Raw genomic sequence first — 18,548 nt, forward strand, 5'->3', positions numbered from 1 at the left:
TAAACGCCCTGTCACTCTCCTGAAAGCCACTTTTTTGAGCCTTTGTCTTATTGGCGAAGCGTAGCCTGCATTGCAAAATTGTTACCAATAGCAACAAAGGAGGAAGTCCCGTGAATAAATCAATGTTGGCGGGTATAGGGATTGGCGTCGCTGCTGCGTTAGGTGTGGCTGCCGTTGCCAGTCTCAACGTACTGAATCGCGGCCCACAGTATGCGCAGGTGGTTTCTGCAACCCCCATTAAAGAAACAGTTAAAACGCCTCGTCAGGAGTGCCGTAACGTCTCTGTCACCCATCGTCGTCCGGTTCAGGATGAAAACCGTATTGCCGGCTCTGTGCTGGGCGCGGTAGCTGGCGGGGTGATTGGTCACCAGTTTGGTGGCGGCCGTGGTAAAGATGTGGCGACCGTGGTCGGTGCGCTGGGTGGCGGCTATGCCGGTAACCAGGTGCAGGGCGCAATGCAGGATAACGATACGTACACCACGACACAGCAGCGCTGTAAAACCGTCTATGACAAGTCGGAAAAAATGCTGGGTTATGACGTGACGTACAAAATTGGTGACCAGCAGGGCAAAATCCGTATGGACAGAGACCCTGGCACACAGATTCCGCTGGATGGAAATGGCCAGCTGGTACTGAATAACAAAGCGTAAAAAAAGATGTTCTCTGAACTTAGCTCCTCAAGCGCTCAGGCTGAGGAGCTTTTTTTTAGCCCTGTATTTTAAGCAGTTCGGGCCACAGTCGGAGGGTGGTCTCGGTGATATGCTGCAGTTTTTCCAGCGTCGCCCCTTCTCGGGCGCTAATCGACATCCCCTGTAAAATACAGCTCAGGTATTGTGCTAATTCCTGAGGGCGGCAATGCGCCGGAATTTCACCACGCTGCTGGCGCTGGGCCAGGAAGGTGCTGAGCGTCTCCTCCTGCATGGCATGACGCGATTTCACCGTGTTGGCGATCTCTTTCGAGGAGGCCGCAAGCGTCGCGGAGGTGTTAATCATAAAACAGCCCGCGGGCGTCTCTTTGCTGGTGAAGCAGGTGGCGATGGCGGTGAAATAGTCATGCAGTGCCTGCTCAACCGTTTTCTCTTCACAAAATAGCTGTGCTTCGTATCGCGATGCGAAGCGAGAGATGTATCGGTCCAGTACCGCCCTGAACAACCCCTCTTTATTCGTGAATTCCGCATACAGCGTCGGCGCTTTGGCTCCGGTGGCTTCTACCAGATCGGAAAGCGAAGTCGCTTCATACCCATGTTGCCAGAAGAGAGTCATGGCCTTATCAAGCGCTGCATCCCTGTCGAACACTTTTGGTCGGCCACGGCTTTTCTTCGCACAACTCGTGACATCGGTTGTCATTTGCCGTTGGTCCTCTGTTGGTTTGTTGAATAACCATTATAAAAATAAACGCATTTCACCACCAGTGCTGTTTTCTGAAAAATAAATTAATCATATGGGTATGAAAAACAACGGAATTAAAATTAATTTAATGGTCGTTATAAAAATGTGTTGACGTGTGAGCTGGATCACACCTATCATTTACCTATCGATCGTTAACTAAATAGCTAACGACCTCAAAATTCATCTGCCAAAGGTAAAAATCATGAAAAACGTAAAAACCCTCATCGCCGCTGCTGTTCTTAGCTCACTCTCTTTCGCAAGCTTTGCTGCTGTGGAAGTCCAGTCAACGCCTGCTGACCAGCATAAAGTAGGGACAATCTCTGCCAGCGCCGGGACTAACCTGGGTTCACTGGAAGACCAGCTGGCGCAAAAAGCGGATGAGATGGGTGCGAAATCGTTCCGCATTACCTCTGTAACCGGTCCTAACACCCTGCACGGTACCGCTGTTATTTACAAATAAGCCTGGCTAAACCCTCATTTATGCCACTGCTAAAAAAACGCCCTGCATGTGCAGGGCGTTTTTGCGTTTGGGTTTACATCGACTGCTGGGCGACACCATGATGTCGTGTGACGTCAGTCGGCATGCCCGAACGTGCTTCCATTGCCCGCTCCATCACAATGCCATCCGTCCTTGCATCGGTTTTAAAACTCACCATCGCCGCATTCAGGTTGATTGGCAGCGTCTGCGGATCGTCATCAATGTTTTTCGATAAAGGCTGGTGAATTTCAACCAGTCGCACGCCGCCTGGCTCCTCAGAGACCTTGATCGGGGTATTAATGATGTTCACTTTGGTGCCCGGCGTGACCAGGTTGAAGAGCGTTTTGATATCGTCATCGCGCAGACGAATACAGCCGGAGCTGACGCGCATGCCAATACCAAAGTCCGCGTTCGTTCCATGTAACAGGTACACGCCGCCATAGGCTGCGAGGCGGATGGCATGGTGGCCCATTGGGTTATCCGGGCCGGCCGGTACAACGGCGGGTAGATCGATCCCCTGCGCTTTATAGCGGGCACGAATATTGGCCGTTGGCGTCCAGGTTGGGTTTGCACGCTTGTCTGATACGGTGGTAACCATCGTCGGGGTCAGCGTGTCACCGCCCAACTGGCCAATACCAATAGGGTATACGGTCACCTCATTTTTACCGGGCGGGTAGTAGTAAAGACGCAGTTCGGCAAGGTTTATCACGATCCCCTCACGCGGCGCATCCGGCAAAATCGTCTGCAGCGGGATGGTTAACACACTGCCAGCGCGCGGGACATAAGGGTCAACGCCGGGGTTGGCCTGCAGTAAGGCCAGAAAGCCGACGTTATATTTTTTGGCAATCGCCTCAAGCGATCCACCATTGTTTTCAACCACATGAAAACGGTTTTCCCCAACCACCTTACTGCCTGCAGGCGGGAGTGGCCAGGTGTTTGCGCGAGCGGGAAGTACAACCGCAACCGTTGCGGCCAGCGCTAACACGGTTATCCAGCGAGTGAAACGCGAAGAGGTCATCATCACTATAATCCATATAAATGACAGGGTGATTGTTTTATAACGGTTAGTGATAATTATGGCGAAGGGGTCTGTCGGGAAGATCGGGTGAAGTGAAAAGAGTTTGTAAATTGTTACCCCCGGTAGCATGGCGCAACCGGGGGCAGAGCAGATTATGCGATCGCGTTCTCTTCCAGCTGGCGCATAAAGTTGCGTACCCAGTCCATACGGGTTTTACGCTCCGTCAGCTCCTGCGTAAATTTCAGACGCGTTGGCCCATCCAGGCGGAAATGCTGCGGCTGCTTTTGCAGTAAACCGATGAGCCACGTAGGGTTAACGTGGTTTTTCTCGGCAAACTCAATCACGCCGCCTTTCTCGTTGCCCTCAAGCTTACGGATGCCCAGCTTCTGCGCCTGCTGACGCAGCCGCGCGATATCCAGCAAGTTGCGTGCGGCATCCGGGAGCAGGCCAAAGCGGTCAATAAGCTCGACTTTGATCTCTTCCAGCTCGTTCTCATTTTTCGCACTGGCGATACGTTTGTAGAACGACAGGCGGGTGTTCACATCCGGAATGAAATCGTCCGGCAGCAGAGACGGCATGCGTAGCTCGACTTCGGTTTGCTGGCTGGTGAGATCTTCCAGCGACGGTTCGCGTCCGGCCTTGAGGGCATCGACCGCGTTTTCCAGCAACTCCATGTAGAGCGAGAAACCGATGGTTTCCATCGAGCCACTTTGATCTTCACCCAACAGCTCACCCGCACCGCGGATCTCCAGGTCGTGCGTCGCCAGCGCAAAGCCAGCGCCCAGATCTTCCAGCGAGGCGATCGCTTCCAGACGTTTTTGCGCATCGGTGGTCATCGCTTTTGGATGCGGCGTCAGCAGCCAGGCATAGGCCTGATGGTGCGAACGCCCGACGCGGCCACGCAGCTGATGAAGCTGCGCCAGACCGAAATGATCCGCGCGTTCAATAATGATGGTGTTGGCCGTCGGGATATCGATCCCGGTCTCAATGATGGTCGTACACACCAGCACGTTAAAGCGCTGGTGGTGGAAGTCGTTCATCACCCGTTCCAGCTCGCGTTCGCGCATTTGCCCGTGACCGATGGCAATACGCGCTTCCGGCACCAGCTCTGCCAGCCGGTCTGCCGCTTTCTGGATATTTTCCACGTCGTTGTAGAGGTAATAGACCTGACCACCGCGCAGCACCTCACGCAGAATGGCCTCGCGCACCACCAGATTGTCGTATTCGCGCACAAAGGTTTTCACGGCCAGACGACGCGCCGGCGGCGTGGCGATAATTGACAGATCGCGCATGCCGCTCATCGCCATGTTCAGGGTTCGCGGGATTGGCGTTGCAGTCAGGGTCAGGATATCGACATCGGCACGCATCGCTTTAATACGCTCTTTATGGCGTACCCCGAAACGGTGCTCTTCATCAACAATCAGCAGCCCCAGATCTTTCCACTTCACGTCGCTCTGCAGCAGTTTGTGGGTGCCGATCAGAATATCGATCTTACCCTCGCTCGCCTGCTCCAGGATTTGCGTTTGCTCTTTGGTACTGCGAAAACGTGACAGCATCTCGATGCGTACCGGCCAGTTGGCAAAGCGGTCGCGGAAGTTATCGAAGTGCTGCTGAGCGAGCAGGGTGGTGGGTACCAGCACCGCCACCTGCTTGTTATTTTCGACGGCGAGGAATGCCGCGCGCATGGCTACTTCGGTTTTCCCGAAGCCGACATCGCCACAGACCAGCCTGTCCATTGCCAGCGGCTGACACATGTCGCTTAACACAGCATTGATGGCCTGAGCCTGGTCCGGCGTGGTTTCAAACTGGAAGCTGTCGCAGAACAGCTGGTACTGCTCTTTATCATGCTTAAAGGCAAAGCCCTCTTTGGCCGCACGCTGGGCATAGATATCCAGCAGCTCGGCCGCCACATCTCGCACTTTTTCCGCCGCTTTCTGCCGGGCGCGTGCCCAGGCGTCGCCGCCCAGTTTATGCAATGGTGCATTCTCTTCTGCACCCCCGGCGTAGCGGCTGATCAGATGCAGGGATGAGACCGGCACGTAGAGTTTGGCGTCGTTGGCGTAGGTCAGCATCAGGTATTCACCTTTGATGCCACCGGCTTCCAGCGTCGTCATCCCCTGATAACGACCCACGCCATGTTCAAGGTGCACAATCGGCTGGCCCGGATGGAGTTCCGCCAGGTTGCGGATCAGCGTATCCGGGTTAATGGTGCGACGGCTGTCCTGACGGCGACGCGCAACACGTTCACCCAGCAGGTCGCTTTCACAGATTAATGCCACGTTGTTGAGGGTATCGATAAACCCGTGCTCGGCGGCACCGATCATCAGATAACGCCCCGTCCCCGTGGCTTCGCTCAGGCGCAAAATGCGTTTCGGAGCAACTTTAATCCGCCCCAGCAGTTCGCCCAGCGCTTCACGGCGGCCTTCACTCTCAACGGAGAAGACAACCGGGCCGGTAAAGGCATCGAGGAACTTGCGCAGACTCTCCAGCGGGGATTTCTGCTGTGCCTGAACGGCTAAATCTGGCAGCTTCTGGAATGCAAGATTGGTGTTGGCAGCTTTATCGGCAAGCGTATCGGTTTTCAATTGTACGCGAGGCCAGCGCTTGAGTTCGGCGTTGAGCTCGTCGGTGCGCAGCCACAGCGCTTCAGGTGGCAGCAGCGGACGCATCGGGTCTACGCCCCGGTTTTCAAAGCGCGCGCGGGTTTCGCTCTCAAAGCGGCTGGCGCTGGCGTCGATATCACCGGTGTTGACAATCAACGTGTTCGCCGGGAAGTAGCTGAACAGAGCGGGCAATGGCTCGTTAAAGAACAGCGGCTGCCAGTATTCGATCCCGGCAGGAAGCGTACCTTTGCTGACCTGCTGATAGATATGCTCAGCGTCGCGCTTAACGTCGAACTTGTCGCGCCACTGGCTGCGGAACAGCTCGATAGCGGTTTTGTCCGTCGGGAATTCATGGGCGGGTAATAAATTGATGGCTTCCACTTCTTCCAGCGTGCGCTGCGTGTCGGCGTCGAATACGCGCAGGCTGTCGATCTCATCGTCGAAGAAGTCCAGTCGATACGGCTGGTCGCTGCCCATCGGGTACAGGTCGAGCAACGCACCGCGCGTGGCGTATTCCCCGTGCTCCATAACCTGATCGACATGACGGTATCCGGCGCTGTCCAGTTGCGCGCGCAGATCGTCCCGGGACAGGCGCTGACCTTTTTTCATCACCAGCGCATGGCCGTGCAAATAGCTGTGAGGACAGACGCGCTGCATCAGGGTGTTGACCGGAACGATCAGCACGCCGCGCTGCATGGTCGGTAACTGATAGAGGGTCGACAGGCGCGAGGAGATGATCTCCTGATGCGGGGAGAAGCTGTCATACGGCAGCGTTTCCCAGTCGGCCAGACTGAAGACCAGGTTATCGGTGAACTGGCGAATTTCATCATGCAGTCGCAGCGCATTTTGCATATCCGGGGCGACCAGCACCACCGGACCAGGATGTCGCTCAGCGATTTCTGCCACCAGCGTGGCGCACGCAGCGCCAGTGAGTTCGCCCAGCTGGCGCTGGTCGCCCGCTTTAACAGGCAGGGAATAACGATAGTGTTCAGGCATGGCTATGTCAGAGTCTCTTGTGGATATACCAACAGTATTGGGGCATATCACTGATACGCAATGTCTTTATTATCCTCGATCGTTTTGCATAAGCAAATCTGAACTGCAACGCGGGAAGATTCGCCCCCGGACGGGGGGCGAGGGCGGTATTATCGGGTTGCCGGAGACAGTGCGCTCGCGGAAGGGGGAGAGAAGAACAGATCGCCAAACAGTGCCGTCGATATTTTGCGTACGCCAAGTCCGGCGAGGGTGCAGATCAGCAGGCTGGCAAATGGGTAGACCAGGATCAAGGCAAGCTCGGCCCAGACCGGCCAGTAGGCAGCATTCATCTCACCGATCAGGAACAGGCTGAAGGCCTCTATCAGGATGCGGTGCGTGGTGTAGATAGCGATGGTGTTTGAGCCGATAACGTTAAGCAGGTTGCTGGGATGAACGGCATAACGCTGCTCGAGGCTATAGAAAAGCTTCATGATCAGCACGATCGACAGCAGGGAAAGCAGCAGCGGAACGTTAGCAAACCACAGTACCACGGAGACCGCAGCAAAAGCGGCCAGCGCCAGCCAGGTACGACGCAGGTTCAGCCCCTTCATCCAGGCCATCAGCTCTGCGCCATACCACGCGCCAAGGCTGTAGTAGATCATATTGCGTACCACGCTGTTCATTCCCCACCACGGCAGCGGCAGGAAATTGATCGTGATGCTGGCCAGTGCCAGCAGCCCCAGTACGGGCAGCTTCCAGCGGCTAAGCAGTTTACATAGCGTGAAATAGACCACCAGGGCGTACAGATACCACAGGCTGGTGCTGGCAGTGAGCATCCCCCACGCAAACCCGGAAAGTGAATCGGCATACGCGGCGTTCGAGGAGGTGGCCAGCTCACGTTCAGGTGCCAACCAGGCATTGAGGTGGCTCAGCGCCTGCCATTGCAATACGCCCCACAGCGCAAGGACCCAGACAATGCTCCAGATCCGTTTGTCAAAACTGGTGCGCCAGTTCACCTCGTCAATATAACGACGGATCAGATAACCGGATATGAAGAAAAATACCGGCATACGGAAGGGCGCGAGATAAAGGTTAAAATAGACCCAGCATTTGGCGAGAAGACCGGACAACGGATGTTGTAGCCCCGTCAGATGGGGATAAAATGTGATAACCGAATGATAGATTACCACCAGGCAGATACAGAGCCCCTTTATCTGGTTAATCCATAATGCTTTTTGCTTCATTGTTCGCAACTACCTTATTGCCATAAACGAACGAACAATTGTTGGTAAACGCAGCCGGGATGTAACGGGAAACAGTCTGTATCAGGAAGTTTTTCGGAAAAGGTGGAGGGTGTGGCGCGATAATTCGAAGAGTAGCATTCTGATTTATCTGAATTTTTCAGAAAAATGATTACCAAAGCTTACGGTTTCAGTCATTTACGCTTAACGGATTCGCTTATATACTCGTGGGTCTGCTATCAGCAAACAGACGGACTTCATGTATCAACCTGTCGCACTCTTCATAGGCTTACGCTACATGCGTGGGCGCGCCGCGGACCGTTTCGGTCGCTTTGTCTCCTGGCTTTCGACTATTGGCATTACGCTTGGCGTGATGGCACTGGTGACGGTGCTTTCCGTCATGAACGGCTTTGAGCGCGAGCTGCAAAACAACATCCTGGGGCTGATGCCGCAGGCCATTCTCTCTTCAACCAACGGTTCCGTTAACCCGCAACAACTGCCGGAAAGTGCGGCGAAGTTACAGGGTGTCACGCGCGTTGCGCCGGTGACAACGGGTGATGTCGTCCTGCAAAGCGCCCGCAGCGTGGCGGTGGGCGTCATGCTGGGGATTGACCCGGCGCAAAAAGATCCGCTCACGCCGTATCTGGTCAACGTGAAGCAAAGCGATCTGGAAGCGGGCAAATACAACGTGATCCTCGGCGAACAGCTTGCCGGGCAGCTTGGCGTGAACCGTGGCGACCAGCTGCGCGTGATGGTGCCGTCTGCCAGCCAGTTTACGCCGATGGGACGTTTGCCCAGCCAGCGTCTGTTCACGGTTATTGGCACGTTTGCCGCCAACAGCGAAGTTGACGGCTACCAGATGCTCATGAATATCCAGGATGCTTCGCGTCTGATGCGTTATCCGGTGGGCAACATTACCGGCTGGCGTCTGTGGCTCGACGCACCGCTGAAGGTCGATACCCTCAGCCAGCAAACCTTGCCGGAAGGCACAAAATGGCAGGACTGGCGCGAGCGTAAAGGCGAACTGTTCCAGGCCGTGCGTATGGAAAAAAATATGATGGGCCTGCTGCTGAGCCTGATCGTCGCGGTCGCGGCGTTTAACATCATCACCTCGCTTGGTCTGATGGTAATGGAAAAGCAGGGCGAAGTTGCCATCCTGCAAACCCAGGGGCTGACGCCGCGCCAGATTATGGCCGTCTTTATGGTGCAGGGGGCCAGCGCCGGGATCATTGGCGCGTTACTCGGGGCCGTTCTCGGGGCGCTGCTGGCCAGTCAGTTGAATAACTTAATGCCGATCATCGGCGCGCTGCTTGATGGCGCGGCGCTGCCGGTTGCTATCGAACCGTTGCAGGTGGTCGGTATTGCGCTGGCCGCGATGGCCATTGCGCTGCTTTCTACGCTCTATCCTTCCTGGCGCGCTGCCGCCACTCAACCCGCTGAGGCTTTACGTTATGAATAAGATCCTGTTGCAATGCGACAACCTGTCCAAACGCTATCAGGAAGGCTCTGTACAGACCGATGTGCTGCACAATGTGAGCTTCAGCGTGGGCGAAGGCGAGATGATGGCGATTGTCGGCAGCTCCGGTTCCGGCAAAAGTACCTTATTACACCTGCTGGGCGGGCTGGATACGCCGACCAGTGGCGACGTAATTTTCTCAGGCCAGCCGATGAGCAAAATGTCTTCTGCGGCAAAAGCGGAGCTGCGTAACCGTGAGCTGGGCTTTATCTACCAGTTCCACCATCTGCTGCCAGATTTCACTGCGCTGGAAAACGTGGCGATGCCTTTGCTGATTGGTAAAAAGAAACCGGCAGAAATTAATGCCCGTGCCAGCGACATGCTGAAAGCCGTAGGCCTGGGGCATCGCGGTGACCACCGTCCGTCTGAGCTGTCCGGTGGCGAGCGTCAGCGTGTAGCAATTGCCCGTGCGCTGGTGAACAACCCGCGTCTGGTGCTGGCGGATGAACCAACCGGCAACCTGGATGCGCGCAATGCTGACAGTATTTTCCAGCTTCTGGGTGAGCTGAATGCCTCACAGGGGACGGCGTTTCTGGTGGTGACCCACGATTTGCAGCTGGCAAAACGGATGGGGCGCCAGCTTGAGATGCGTGATGGTCATCTGAACGCTGAACTGACTCTGATGGGAGCGGAGTAATGGCCTCACCGTTATCGTTACTCATCGGGCTACGCTTCAGTCGCGGCCGCCGTCGCGGCGGGATGGTCTCTCTTATCTCGGTGATCTCCACCATCGGTATTGCGCTCGGCGTGGCGGTATTGATTGTGGGATTAAGCGCCATGAACGGTTTTGAGCGTGAGCTCAATAATCGTATTCTGGCTGTTGTGCCGCACGGCGAAATTGAACCGGTTAATCAGCCGTGGAACAACTGGCGTGACGCCCTCGGCAAAGTGGAAAACGTGCCGGGCATTGCCGCCGCTGCACCTTACATCAACTTTACAGGGCTGGTGGAAAGCGGTGTTAACCTGCGCGCCATCCAGGTGAAAGGGGTGAACCCGGCGCAGGAGGCGCGTCTGAGCGCGCTGCCGAAGTATGTGCAGAACGGCGCGTGGGCAAACTTTAAGGCCGGTGAGCAACAGATCATCATGGGCAAAGGTGTGGCCGACGCGCTGAAAGTGAAGCAGGGCGACTGGGTGTCGATCATGATCCCAAACGCCAGCGCTGACCATAAATTGCAGCAGCCTAAGCGCGTGCGTCTGCACGTTACCGGCATCCTGCAACTGAGCGGTCAACTCGATCACAGCTTTGCAATGGTACCGCTGGAAGACGCACGTCAGTATCTGGACATGGGCGACAGCGTGACGGGCATCGCCATTAAGGTTAACGACGTCTTCAATGCCAATAAACTGGTGCGTGATGCGGGCAGCGTGACCAATAACTATGTCTACATCAAAAGCTGGATCGGCACTTACGGGTATATGTATCGTGATATCCAGATGATCCGCGCCATCATGTATCTGGCGATGGTGCTGGTGATTGGTGTGGCGTGCTTTAATATCGTCTCGACGCTGGTTATGGCGGTCAAAGACAAGAGTGGCGACATCGCGGTTCTGCGTACCCTTGGGGCAAAGGACGGTCTTATTCGCGCCATCTTTGTCTGGTATGCTCTGCTGGCGGGGCTGTTCGGTAGCCTGTGCGGGGTGGTGATTGGCGTCGTGGTGTCGTTACAGCTTACGCCAATCATCAACGGGATTGAGAAGCTGATCGGCCATCAGTTCCTGTCGGGTGATATCTATTTTATTGACTTCCTGCCGTCTGAATTGCACTGGCTGGACGTTATTTATGTGCTGGTTACAGCACTTTTACTGAGTCTGCTGGCAAGCTGGTATCCGGCGCGTCGCGCAAGCCGAATTGATCCGGCGAGGGTATTAAGTGGCCAGTAATTACGTCATGATCTAGCGGCTTACGGGCCGCCAGGTTAAAAGAGGAATGCGTTATGTATTACGGATTTGATATTGGCGGCACCAAAATTGCGCTCGGCGCGTTTGATAACGATCTCAAACTGCAGTGGGAAACCCGCGTTCCCACGCCGCGCGAAAGCTACGATGAATTTTTAACCGCCATTGCCGCGCTGGTGGCGCAAGCGGATGAACGCTTTGGCGTAAAAGGCAGCGTCGGCATCGGTATTCCAGGCATGCCTGAAACCGACGACGGCACGCTGTATGCCGCCAACGTACCTGCTGCCAGCGGCAAACCGCTGCGCACCGATCTCTCTGCTCTCCTTGAACGCGACGTGCGTTTAGATAACGATGCCAACTGCTTTGCGCTCTCTGAAGCCTGGGATGATGAATTCCGTCACTATCCGCTGGTGATGGGGTTGATCCTTGGCACCGGCGTTGGCGGGGGAATTGTTATTAATGGCAAACCGATCACCGGGCGCAGCTATATCACGGGAGAGTTTGGTCATATCCGTTTACCGGTAGATGCGCTTGAGGTCGTGGGACGCGATTTCCCGCTTACCCGCTGCGGCTGCGGTCAGCATGGCTGTATTGAGAACTACCTGTCGGGTCGTGGGTTTGCATGGCTTTACGAACACTTCTATCATCAGAAACTCGAAGCCCCTCAAATCATTACCCTGTGGGAGCAGGGCGATGCGCAGGCGCGAGAGCACGTTGAACGTTATCTCGATCTGCTGGCGGTGTGTCTGGGGAATATCCTCACCATCGTCGATCCGGATCTGCTGGTGATTGGGGGCGGGTTATCAAACTTTACCGCGATAACGGAACACCTGTCCGGGCGTCTGCCCCGACATTTATTGCCAGTCGCCCGCGTGCCGCGTATTGAACGTGCGCGACACGGGGACGCAGGAGGCATGCGCGGAGCCGCATTCCTTCATCTCACCGACTAGTTTACGAGGTTACTATGCTGTCGCGTCGCCAGGGTCGACTCAGCCGTTTTCGCAAAAATAAACGCCGCTTACGTGAGCGCTTGCGCCAGCGGATCTTTTTCAGAGACAGAATGATGCCAGAAGCGATGGATAAACCCAGAGTGGTGGTGCTGACCGGGGCGGGGATCTCTGCCGAGTCCGGTATTCGAACCTTCCGTGCTGCGGACGGGTTGTGGGAAGAGCACCGTGTGGAGGATGTGGCGACACCAGAAGGCTTCGCCCGTGACCCGGATCTTGTGCAGGCATTTTACAATGCCCGCCGTCGTCAGCTTCAGCAGCCAGAAATAGCGCCTAATCCGGCGCACCTGGCGCTGGCGAAGCTGGAGGAGGCGCTGGGTGACCGTTTTCTGCTGGTTACGCAGAATATCGATAACCTGCACGAGCGAGCCGGCAACAAAAACATCATCCACATGCACGGCGAGCTACTGAAGGTGCGCTGTGCCTGGAGCGGCCAGGTGCTGGACTGGAAAGAGGACGTGCTGCCTGAGGATAAATGCCACTGCTGCCAGTTCCCTTCGCGTCTGCGTCCGCATGTGGTCTGGTTTGGTGAAATGCCGCTGGGGATGGATGAGATTTACAGCGCGCTGGCCATGGCGGATGTGTTTATCGCCATCGGTACCTCTGGGCATGTCTATCCGGCGGCGGGGTTTGTTCACGAAGCGCGTCTGCACGGTGCGCATACCGTAGAGCTGAACCTTGAACCCAGCCAGGTGGGAAGCGAATTTGAAGAGAAGCACTATGGGCTGGCAAGCGAGGTCGTACCCGAGTTCGTCGATAAGCTGCTCAAAGGTCTGTAATAGCGACAGTATGAAAAGGCACCCATTCAGCGGGTGCTTTTTTGTTTATAAACTCGTCCGCTGAAATTACCATTAATGATGTTTACTAAACCACAATATAAGCCCTGTTAATTAGTGTGGATGCTATTATTTTGTGCATTCACTCAAAATAGTGCTTAATAATGCTCGTTATCGTGGTGTAGAAAGAGGATGCTAATAAATATAACGTCGATAAGGAGGGTGGGATATGTACGGATTTATTGCGAGACAACCCATTTTTAACCCGGATATGAATACGGTAGCTTATGAACTGCTTTTCAGGGATGGGATGGCAAACCGTTTTCCGGATGTATCGGCAGAATATGCAACATCCAGAATGATATCCGACCATTTTTTATCTGTACCGTCTCAGCGTATCGCCGGGACACAGACCTTGTTTATCAACTTTCCATCCAGAATGGTCATCGACCGCAGCGGTGAAGCGCTGGACAAGGAGAGCGTGGTCATTGAGATCCTTGAAGATGCCGTTCCCGGCGAGGCGTTATTGCAGGCCGTGAAAGAGATGAATGCGCACGGATATCGCTTTGCGCTTGATGATTTTACCCTCGCGCCGGAATGGGATCGCTTTTTACCCTATATTTCTGTACTTAAATTTGATGTCAGAAATTATACCTTAGCGCAAATTCAGGATTACCTGCGTACACGTGAAAGCCTGACTCACCATATAAAGTATCTCGCTGAAAAAGTTGAGACTAAAGAGGAATTCAAACGCTATCGTGATGCCGGTTTTTCGCTTTTTCAGGGTTACTTTTTCTGTCGTCCTGAAGTGATTAAATATAAGCGCTTATCACAAAATCAATTGGCGATTTTCCGCCTGCAGATGGAAGTGGGGCGGAATAAACCTGATTTTCGGATCATCGAGTCGTTAATAAAAACCGATCTCACCTTGTCCTATAAGATCATGCGTTATATGAAACACACGGCGTTTAAACACGTCGGTGCCTGCAATTTTAGCAAGTTAACGCTCAGCGAAGTCCTCAGGTATCTGGGGGAAAATCAGCTGCGACGCTTTGTTGCGGTGGTGGTGCTGGCCAGTGCCGGCAACGACACCGTCGACGAGCTGTATCCTCTGAGCATGATGCGGGGCAAATTCTGTGAGCTGATTGCAGAGAAGATGCCTGCGCCGGGGCTGGCGGAAAACGCGTTTATGTGTGGCCTGTTCTCTCTGCTTGATACCTTGCTTGAATTGCCAATGGCGGAGTTGATGAAGCAAATTGCGGTGCCGCAGGCTGTCAGCCAGGCCCTGTGTCACCAGGAAGGCGTGTTAGCCGATATGGTGACGCTGTGCCGCCACTATGAACAGCAGGAGTGGGAGGAGGCGGCCAGGATAGCGAACGGTCTTGGGCTGTCGGATGACGACGTTGTGGATGCCATGAGAATGGCGACGATCTGGGCGGGGGAAAATGCGGCGGGTTAAGGCCCCTCACGGCGTAGCGACGTGAAGGGCCATCTGCGGCCCTTATCGGCCGGCTTTTAATTTCTGGTAATACTCTTCATACAGACGGCTCGCGTCGCCGACATCGTTTTGCCATTCACCTTTGCTGATGGTGTCGGCATCCGGGTAGAGGGATTTATCGTTCGCCACTTCAGGCTTCAGTAGCTTGCGGGCGGCCAGGTTTGGCGTTGGGTAGCCAATGGTCTCGGCAACCTGCTTCGCCACGTCCGGGCGCAGCAGGAAGTTAATGAGCTTCAGGGCACCGTCAACGTTTTTCGCATTCGCAGGAATAGCCAGGCTGTCCATCCAGAAGATACCGCCTTCTTTCGGCCAGACGACCTCCAGCGGCGTACCGGCCTGACGCGCAACCCATGCAGAGCCGTTCCACACCATGCCGAGATTCACTTCCCCTTCCATGTACGGGTTCGCCGGGTTATCGGAGTTGAACGCCGCCACGTTAGGCATCAATTTTTTCAGCTCGTTATAGGCCGCTTCAATCTCTTTCGGGTCCGTTGTGTTGCCCGAGTAACCCAGCTTGCGCAGCGCCACCTGGAACACTTCACGGGCATCGTCGGTTAACAGCAGGCTGCCTTTGTATTCAGGCTTCCACAGATCGGCCCACTGGGTCACGGTTTTAGGATCGATTGCTTCGCTGTTAACGCCGATGGCGGTCGCACCCCAAATGTACGGAATGGAGTAGTCATTGTTCGGATCGAACGGTTTGTTGAGCATCTGCGGATCGAGGTTATTGAAGTTGGTCAGCTTCGACTTGTCGATCTTCTGGATCATGCCCTCTTTACGCATCTTGTCGACGAAGTAGGTCGATGGCACCACCAGATCGTACGCGCCGTCCTTGTACGTTTTAAGCTTGGCGTACATGGTTTCATTGGACTCGTAGGTAGAGTAGATGACCTTAATGCCCGTCTCTTTGGTGAACTGCTCCAGCAGACCCGGCGGCACATACTCAGTCCAGTTATAGAAGTAGAGCGTTTTGCTGTCATCAGCGTGCGCAACGCCCATTCCGAGCACCAGTGCCGCAGCGGCAAGCATTTTTTTCATTTCATTGTCCCCTGAGATTTTGTTTTATCACGAGCAATAATCTGGCTGGCAATCACCAGTACCAGCGAGAACACTAACAGTATGGTCGCCAGCGCGTTCACCTCAGGCGAGACGCCGACTTTCACCATCGAATAGATTTTCAACGGCAGAATTTCATAGCTCGGCCCGGTCACAAAAGAGGAGACCACAACGTCATCCATCGACAGGGTGAAGCTGAGCAGCCACCCGGCCGCGACGGCGGGCATCGCCAGCGGCAGGATAATTTTGCGTAAAATGGTCATCTCGCTGGCGCCGAGATCTTTCGCTGCCTCCAGCATGCGCACATCAAAGCCTTTCAGGCGTGCATAGACCGTCACCACCACAAATGGCAGGCAGAAGGTGATGTGGGAAAACAGCAGCGACCAGAAGCCGAGTTGGACACCCAGCAGCATAAACAGTACCAGCAGAGAAATCGCCATGACGATATCCGGTGACATCATCACCACAAACAGCATGCCGCTGACGAACGGTTTACCGCGAAAGCGGTAGCGATACAGTGCCACGGCGGTGAGAGAACCAATCAGCGTGGCGAAAGTTGCTGAAAAAATCGCCATCGTTAATGAGTGCTGCGCGGCCTGGAGCAGGCTGTCGTTGTTCATCAGCAGGCTGTACCAGTTAGTGGTAAAGCCCTGCCAGTTGATCCCGAAGCGTGAACTGTTAAACGAGTTCACGATCAAAATGATAATCGGAATATACAGGTAAGCGTAAATGGCGGTCATAAAACCGCCGCGAAGCAGTCGACCGATCATTCGAGTTCCACCTTCTTATTCAGCAGCCGCGACGCGCGCCAGTAAACCAGCAGCATCAGACCCATCACCACCGTCAGCGTAATGCTGGTGGCGGAGCCGAACGGCCAGTCGCGAATGTTAAGGAACTGGCTCTTAATCACGTTTCCGATCAGCAGGTTTTTCGCACCGCCCATCAGGTCAGAGACGTAGAACAAGCCCATCGCCGGAAGCATCACCAGCAGACAGCCTGCGATAATGCCGGGCATCGTCAGCGGAATGATAATGCGGATAAAGGTCTGCAGCTTATTCGCCCCCAGATCTTTGGCCGCTTCCAGCAGCGGTTTATCCAGCTTCTCAATGCTGGAGTAGAGCGGCATCACCATAAACGGCAGCAGGATATAGACCAGACCAATAATCACCGCACCCGGGGTAAACATAATGCGGATTGGCGTATCAATCACCCCCAGCCACAGCAGAAACTCGTTCAGATAGCCTTTGGTGCTGAGGAAAATTTTCAGCCCGTAGATGCGAATTAAGGAGTTGGTCCAGAACGGCACAATCAGTAAAAAGAGCAGCAGCGGGCGGATTTTTTGCGGCAGACGCGCCAGGAACCACGCGAAGGGATACCCCAGCACCAGGCAGGCAACGGTGGCGATCAGCGCCATGTTCAATGAGTGCAGCAGCACATCAAAGTAGAGCGGATCGAGCAGACGTGAGTAGTTATCCAGCGTAAAGACCAGCGCCACAAAGTGGGCATCGTCGCGGGTCAGGAAGCTGGTGGCGATGATCATCAGGTTGGGTAAAAAGACAAACAACACAAGCCAACCGACGATCGTGGCAATCACCACATTCTGGAATTTACTTGTGTTCTTCATCAGCCAGCACAACCTCCCAGCTTTCTACCCAGTTAATCACCATTTTTTGATCGAGCGAGTGATCAAAGTCCGGGTCGTCCTCGTTAAAGAACTCGCTGACCATCACCATCTTACCGTTTTCCAGTTCGACAACGGATTCCAGCGTCATCCCCTTGTAATTACGCTCGCGGATATAGCCGATCAATCCTTCGGCTTGCGCATTGCCGTGGATCTCCTCGACGCGCAGATCTTCCGGGCGTAACAGCACGTTGAGCTTTTGTCCCTTCTCAACGGCAAAGTTAACGGTGATATTGCACTCGCGGCCTTCGACATTCGCCCGAACGCGCTGCTCATCCAGACGCTCGACAACCGTGGCGTTGAAGATATTGATCTCGCCAATGAAGCTGGCCACAAACAGGTTTTTCGGCTCTTCGTAAATTTCACGCGGCGTGCCGTCCTGCTCGATTTTACCATTACGCATCACCACGATACGGTCGGACATGGTGAGCGCTTCTTCCTGGTCATGCGTCACAAAGACGAAGGTGATGCCCAACTTACGCTGCAGGGCCTTAAGCTCGTTCTGCATCTGCTTGCGCAGTTTGTAGTCCAGCGCGGAGAGGGACTCATCCAGCAGAAGCAGACGCGGTTTGTTGACCACCGCACGGGCGATGGCCACACGTTGCTGTTGACCACCAGACAGCTGATGCGGTTTGCGTTGAGCAAACTCCTCCAGCTGTACCATCCGTAGCGCCTCGGTCACGCGCGGCGGGATCTCGCTGGCCGGTGTTTTTTGCATCCGCAGACCAAACGCAACGTTTTCAAACACGGTCATGTGCGGGAACAAAGCATAGCTTTGAAAGACGGTGTTAACGTGACGATCTTCAGCGGGGACCTGGGTAATGTCCTGCTTTTCAAGGTGGATATGGCCGCTATCGACGCTTTCCAGCCCGGCGATAAGGCGCAGTACGGTTGTCTTGCCGCAGCCAGAAGGGCCAAGCAGCGTGAGGAATTCACCATCATTGATGGTCAGATTGAGGTCGGAAATGACATCTTTACCATCAAAACTTTTACGAATTCGTTCCAGTTGCACCAGCGGTGAACGTGAACGGGATTGAGTATTCAATTTTTGCGCTGTCCCATATAGACGCTCCGGGCAGCAGACCGAAGCGGGGTTTGTGTGTAACCACCTTGGTGACTCGTAATGAGGGCGGACATTCTACGGCAAACCACTGTAATCGCCAATCCTTGTCACTGATTCATAAGCTACATTTACTGACGTACACGATATAAACGGAATCTATGGTCACTCCCGTTTTTGCAACACCGATTTTGACGACAAGTTGGCTTGCTTGAATCTATCCGGCGTCTGAATGGGATTTTATTCCCGCGCCTTGATGAGTTCCGCGCCTGATGAACCTCCAGAAAATATACGGCTTCAATGAGCCTTTCCGTTTTACAGGTTCCTCAACAGGCCGGTGGGCCGTTAGTATCA

The 18,548-nt window shown here is 54.5% G+C and carries 16 protein-coding genes; 8 read left to right on the forward strand and 8 right to left on the reverse strand.

Features of this window, described 5'->3' with window-relative positions:
- The first annotated feature begins 110 nt into the window (after positions 1-110).
- A complete protein-coding gene (locus ACMWKA_RS02855) occupies positions 111-650 on the forward strand; it encodes a glycine zipper 2TM domain-containing protein (RefSeq protein ID WP_013097104.1) in 540 nt (179 codons plus the stop codon).
- A 55-nt stretch (positions 651-705) separates the two neighbouring features.
- On the opposite strand, the gene ACMWKA_RS02860 is transcribed toward ACMWKA_RS02855, so the two are convergent.
- Entirely contained in the window at positions 706-1,347 is a 642-nt protein-coding gene (locus ACMWKA_RS02860; protein WP_013097103.1) for a TetR/AcrR family transcriptional regulator, read from the reverse strand.
- 244 nt (positions 1,348-1,591) lie between these two features.
- Between ACMWKA_RS02860 and bhsA the strand changes: the two genes are divergently transcribed.
- Entirely contained in the window at positions 1,592-1,849 is a 258-nt protein-coding gene (bhsA, locus tag ACMWKA_RS02865; RefSeq protein ID WP_013097102.1) for a multiple stress resistance protein BhsA, read from the forward strand.
- Positions 1,850-1,922: 73 nt separating this feature from the next.
- On the opposite strand, the gene ldtC is transcribed toward bhsA, so the two are convergent.
- The 3 genes from ldtC to ACMWKA_RS02880 all read right to left on the reverse strand — a co-directional run bounded on the left by ldtC (position 1,923) and on the right by ACMWKA_RS02880 (position 7,707).
- On the reverse strand, positions 1,923-2,888 hold the full coding sequence (ldtC, locus tag ACMWKA_RS02870) for a L,D-transpeptidase LdtC (protein WP_048971496.1): 966 nt from the start codon (positions 2,886-2,888) through the stop codon (positions 1,923-1,925).
- Between the two features lie 149 nt (positions 2,889-3,037).
- A complete protein-coding gene (gene mfd, locus ACMWKA_RS02875; protein WP_414759975.1) occupies positions 3,038-6,484 on the reverse strand; it encodes a transcription-repair coupling factor in 3,447 nt (1,148 codons plus the stop codon).
- Positions 6,485-6,633: 149 nt separating this feature from the next.
- On the reverse strand, positions 6,634-7,707 hold the full coding sequence (locus ACMWKA_RS02880; protein ID WP_013097099.1) for an acyltransferase family protein: 1,074 nt from the start codon (positions 7,705-7,707) through the stop codon (positions 6,634-6,636).
- A gap of 256 nt (positions 7,708-7,963) precedes the next feature.
- Here ACMWKA_RS02880 and lolC point away from each other — a divergent pair, with 256 nt between their 5' ends.
- From lolC to ACMWKA_RS02910, 6 genes are all read left to right on the forward strand, one after another.
- Positions 7,964-9,163, forward strand: coding sequence for a lipoprotein-releasing ABC transporter permease subunit LolC (gene lolC, locus ACMWKA_RS02885; protein WP_013097098.1), 1,200 nt, complete (start codon positions 7,964-7,966; stop codon positions 9,161-9,163).
- Positions 9,156-9,857, forward strand: a complete 702-nt coding sequence (gene lolD / locus ACMWKA_RS02890) for a lipoprotein-releasing ABC transporter ATP-binding protein LolD (RefSeq protein WP_013097097.1) — start codon at positions 9,156-9,158, stop codon at positions 9,855-9,857. Before lolC ends, lolD begins: the two co-directional genes overlap by 8 nt.
- Entirely contained in the window at positions 9,857-11,101 is a 1,245-nt protein-coding gene (gene lolE / locus ACMWKA_RS02895) for a lipoprotein-releasing ABC transporter permease subunit LolE (protein ID WP_414759976.1), read from the forward strand. Before lolD ends, lolE begins: the two co-directional genes overlap by 1 nt.
- A gap of 53 nt (positions 11,102-11,154) precedes the next feature.
- The gene (nagK, locus tag ACMWKA_RS02900; protein ID WP_163311514.1) at positions 11,155-12,066 is read left to right on the forward strand and encodes an N-acetylglucosamine kinase; all 912 of its coding nucleotides are present in this window, start codon (positions 11,155-11,157) and stop codon (positions 12,064-12,066) included.
- 14 nt (positions 12,067-12,080) lie between these two features.
- A complete protein-coding gene (gene cobB, locus ACMWKA_RS02905) occupies positions 12,081-12,902 on the forward strand; it encodes a Sir2 family NAD+-dependent deacetylase (RefSeq protein WP_029881967.1) in 822 nt (273 codons plus the stop codon).
- A gap of 226 nt (positions 12,903-13,128) precedes the next feature.
- Complete coding sequence (locus ACMWKA_RS02910; RefSeq protein WP_250181469.1) at positions 13,129-14,358, forward strand: EAL and HDOD domain-containing protein; 1,230 nt, start codon at positions 13,129-13,131, stop codon at positions 14,356-14,358.
- Between the two features lie 42 nt (positions 14,359-14,400).
- Here ACMWKA_RS02910 and potD read toward each other — a convergent pair whose 3' ends face one another.
- Genes potD through potA form a run of 4 tightly spaced genes read right to left on the reverse strand, consistent with a single transcriptional unit; the run spans position 14,401 to position 18,179 of the window.
- A complete protein-coding gene (gene potD, locus ACMWKA_RS02915; protein ID WP_013097092.1) occupies positions 14,401-15,435 on the reverse strand; it encodes a spermidine/putrescine ABC transporter substrate-binding protein PotD in 1,035 nt (344 codons plus the stop codon).
- Entirely contained in the window at positions 15,432-16,223 is a 792-nt protein-coding gene (potC, locus tag ACMWKA_RS02920; protein WP_013097091.1) for a spermidine/putrescine ABC transporter permease PotC, read from the reverse strand. Before potC ends, potD begins: the two co-directional genes overlap by 4 nt.
- Entirely contained in the window at positions 16,220-17,077 is an 858-nt protein-coding gene (gene potB, locus ACMWKA_RS02925) for a spermidine/putrescine ABC transporter permease PotB (RefSeq protein WP_013097090.1), read from the reverse strand. Before potB ends, potC begins: the two co-directional genes overlap by 4 nt.
- Positions 17,061-18,179, reverse strand: coding sequence for a spermidine/putrescine ABC transporter ATP-binding protein PotA (gene potA, locus ACMWKA_RS02930; protein ID WP_139936714.1), 1,119 nt, complete (start codon positions 18,177-18,179; stop codon positions 17,061-17,063). The genes potB and potA overlap by 17 nt, the downstream gene beginning before the upstream one ends.
- Between the last annotated feature and the right edge of the window lie 369 nt (positions 18,180-18,548).

Origin of the sequence: Enterobacter sp. 03-F-07-AD-ECC, assembly GCF_047530935.1 — a bacterium.
Lineage (GTDB): Bacteria > Pseudomonadota > Gammaproteobacteria > Enterobacterales > Enterobacteriaceae > Enterobacter > Enterobacter cloacae.

Excerpts from the sequence above, each read along its gene's own strand:
- lolC (WP_013097098.1), top strand. The coding sequence starts at position 7,964 with ATGTATCAACCTGTCGCACTCTTCATAGGCTTACGCTACATGCGTGGG.
- lolD (WP_013097097.1), top strand. The coding sequence starts at position 9,156 with ATGAATAAGATCCTGTTGCAATGCGACAACCTGTCCAAACGCTATCAG.
- potC (WP_013097091.1), bottom strand. The coding sequence starts at position 16,223 with ATGATCGGTCGACTGCTTCGCGGCGGTTTTATGACCGCCATTTACGCT.
- mfd (WP_414759975.1), bottom strand. The coding sequence starts at position 6,484 with ATGCCTGAACACTATCGTTATTCCCTGCCTGTTAAAGCGGGCGACCAG.
- cobB (WP_029881967.1), top strand. The coding sequence starts at position 12,081 with ATGCTGTCGCGTCGCCAGGGTCGACTCAGCCGTTTTCGCAAAAATAAA.
- bhsA (WP_013097102.1), top strand. The coding sequence starts at position 1,592 with ATGAAAAACGTAAAAACCCTCATCGCCGCTGCTGTTCTTAGCTCACTC.
- ACMWKA_RS02880 (WP_013097099.1), bottom strand. The coding sequence starts at position 7,707 with ATGAAGCAAAAAGCATTATGGATTAACCAGATAAAGGGGCTCTGTATC.
- potB (WP_013097090.1), bottom strand. The coding sequence starts at position 17,077 with ATGAAGAACACAAGTAAATTCCAGAATGTGGTGATTGCCACGATCGTC.
- ldtC (WP_048971496.1), bottom strand. The coding sequence starts at position 2,888 with ATGATGACCTCTTCGCGTTTCACTCGCTGGATAACCGTGTTAGCGCTG.
- lolE (WP_414759976.1), top strand. The coding sequence starts at position 9,857 with ATGGCCTCACCGTTATCGTTACTCATCGGGCTACGCTTCAGTCGCGGC.
- ACMWKA_RS02910 (WP_250181469.1), top strand. The coding sequence starts at position 13,129 with ATGTACGGATTTATTGCGAGACAACCCATTTTTAACCCGGATATGAAT.
- ACMWKA_RS02860 (WP_013097103.1), bottom strand. The coding sequence starts at position 1,347 with ATGACAACCGATGTCACGAGTTGTGCGAAGAAAAGCCGTGGCCGACCA.
- potD (WP_013097092.1), bottom strand. The coding sequence starts at position 15,435 with ATGAAAAAAATGCTTGCCGCTGCGGCACTGGTGCTCGGAATGGGCGTT.
- nagK (WP_163311514.1), top strand. The coding sequence starts at position 11,155 with ATGTATTACGGATTTGATATTGGCGGCACCAAAATTGCGCTCGGCGCG.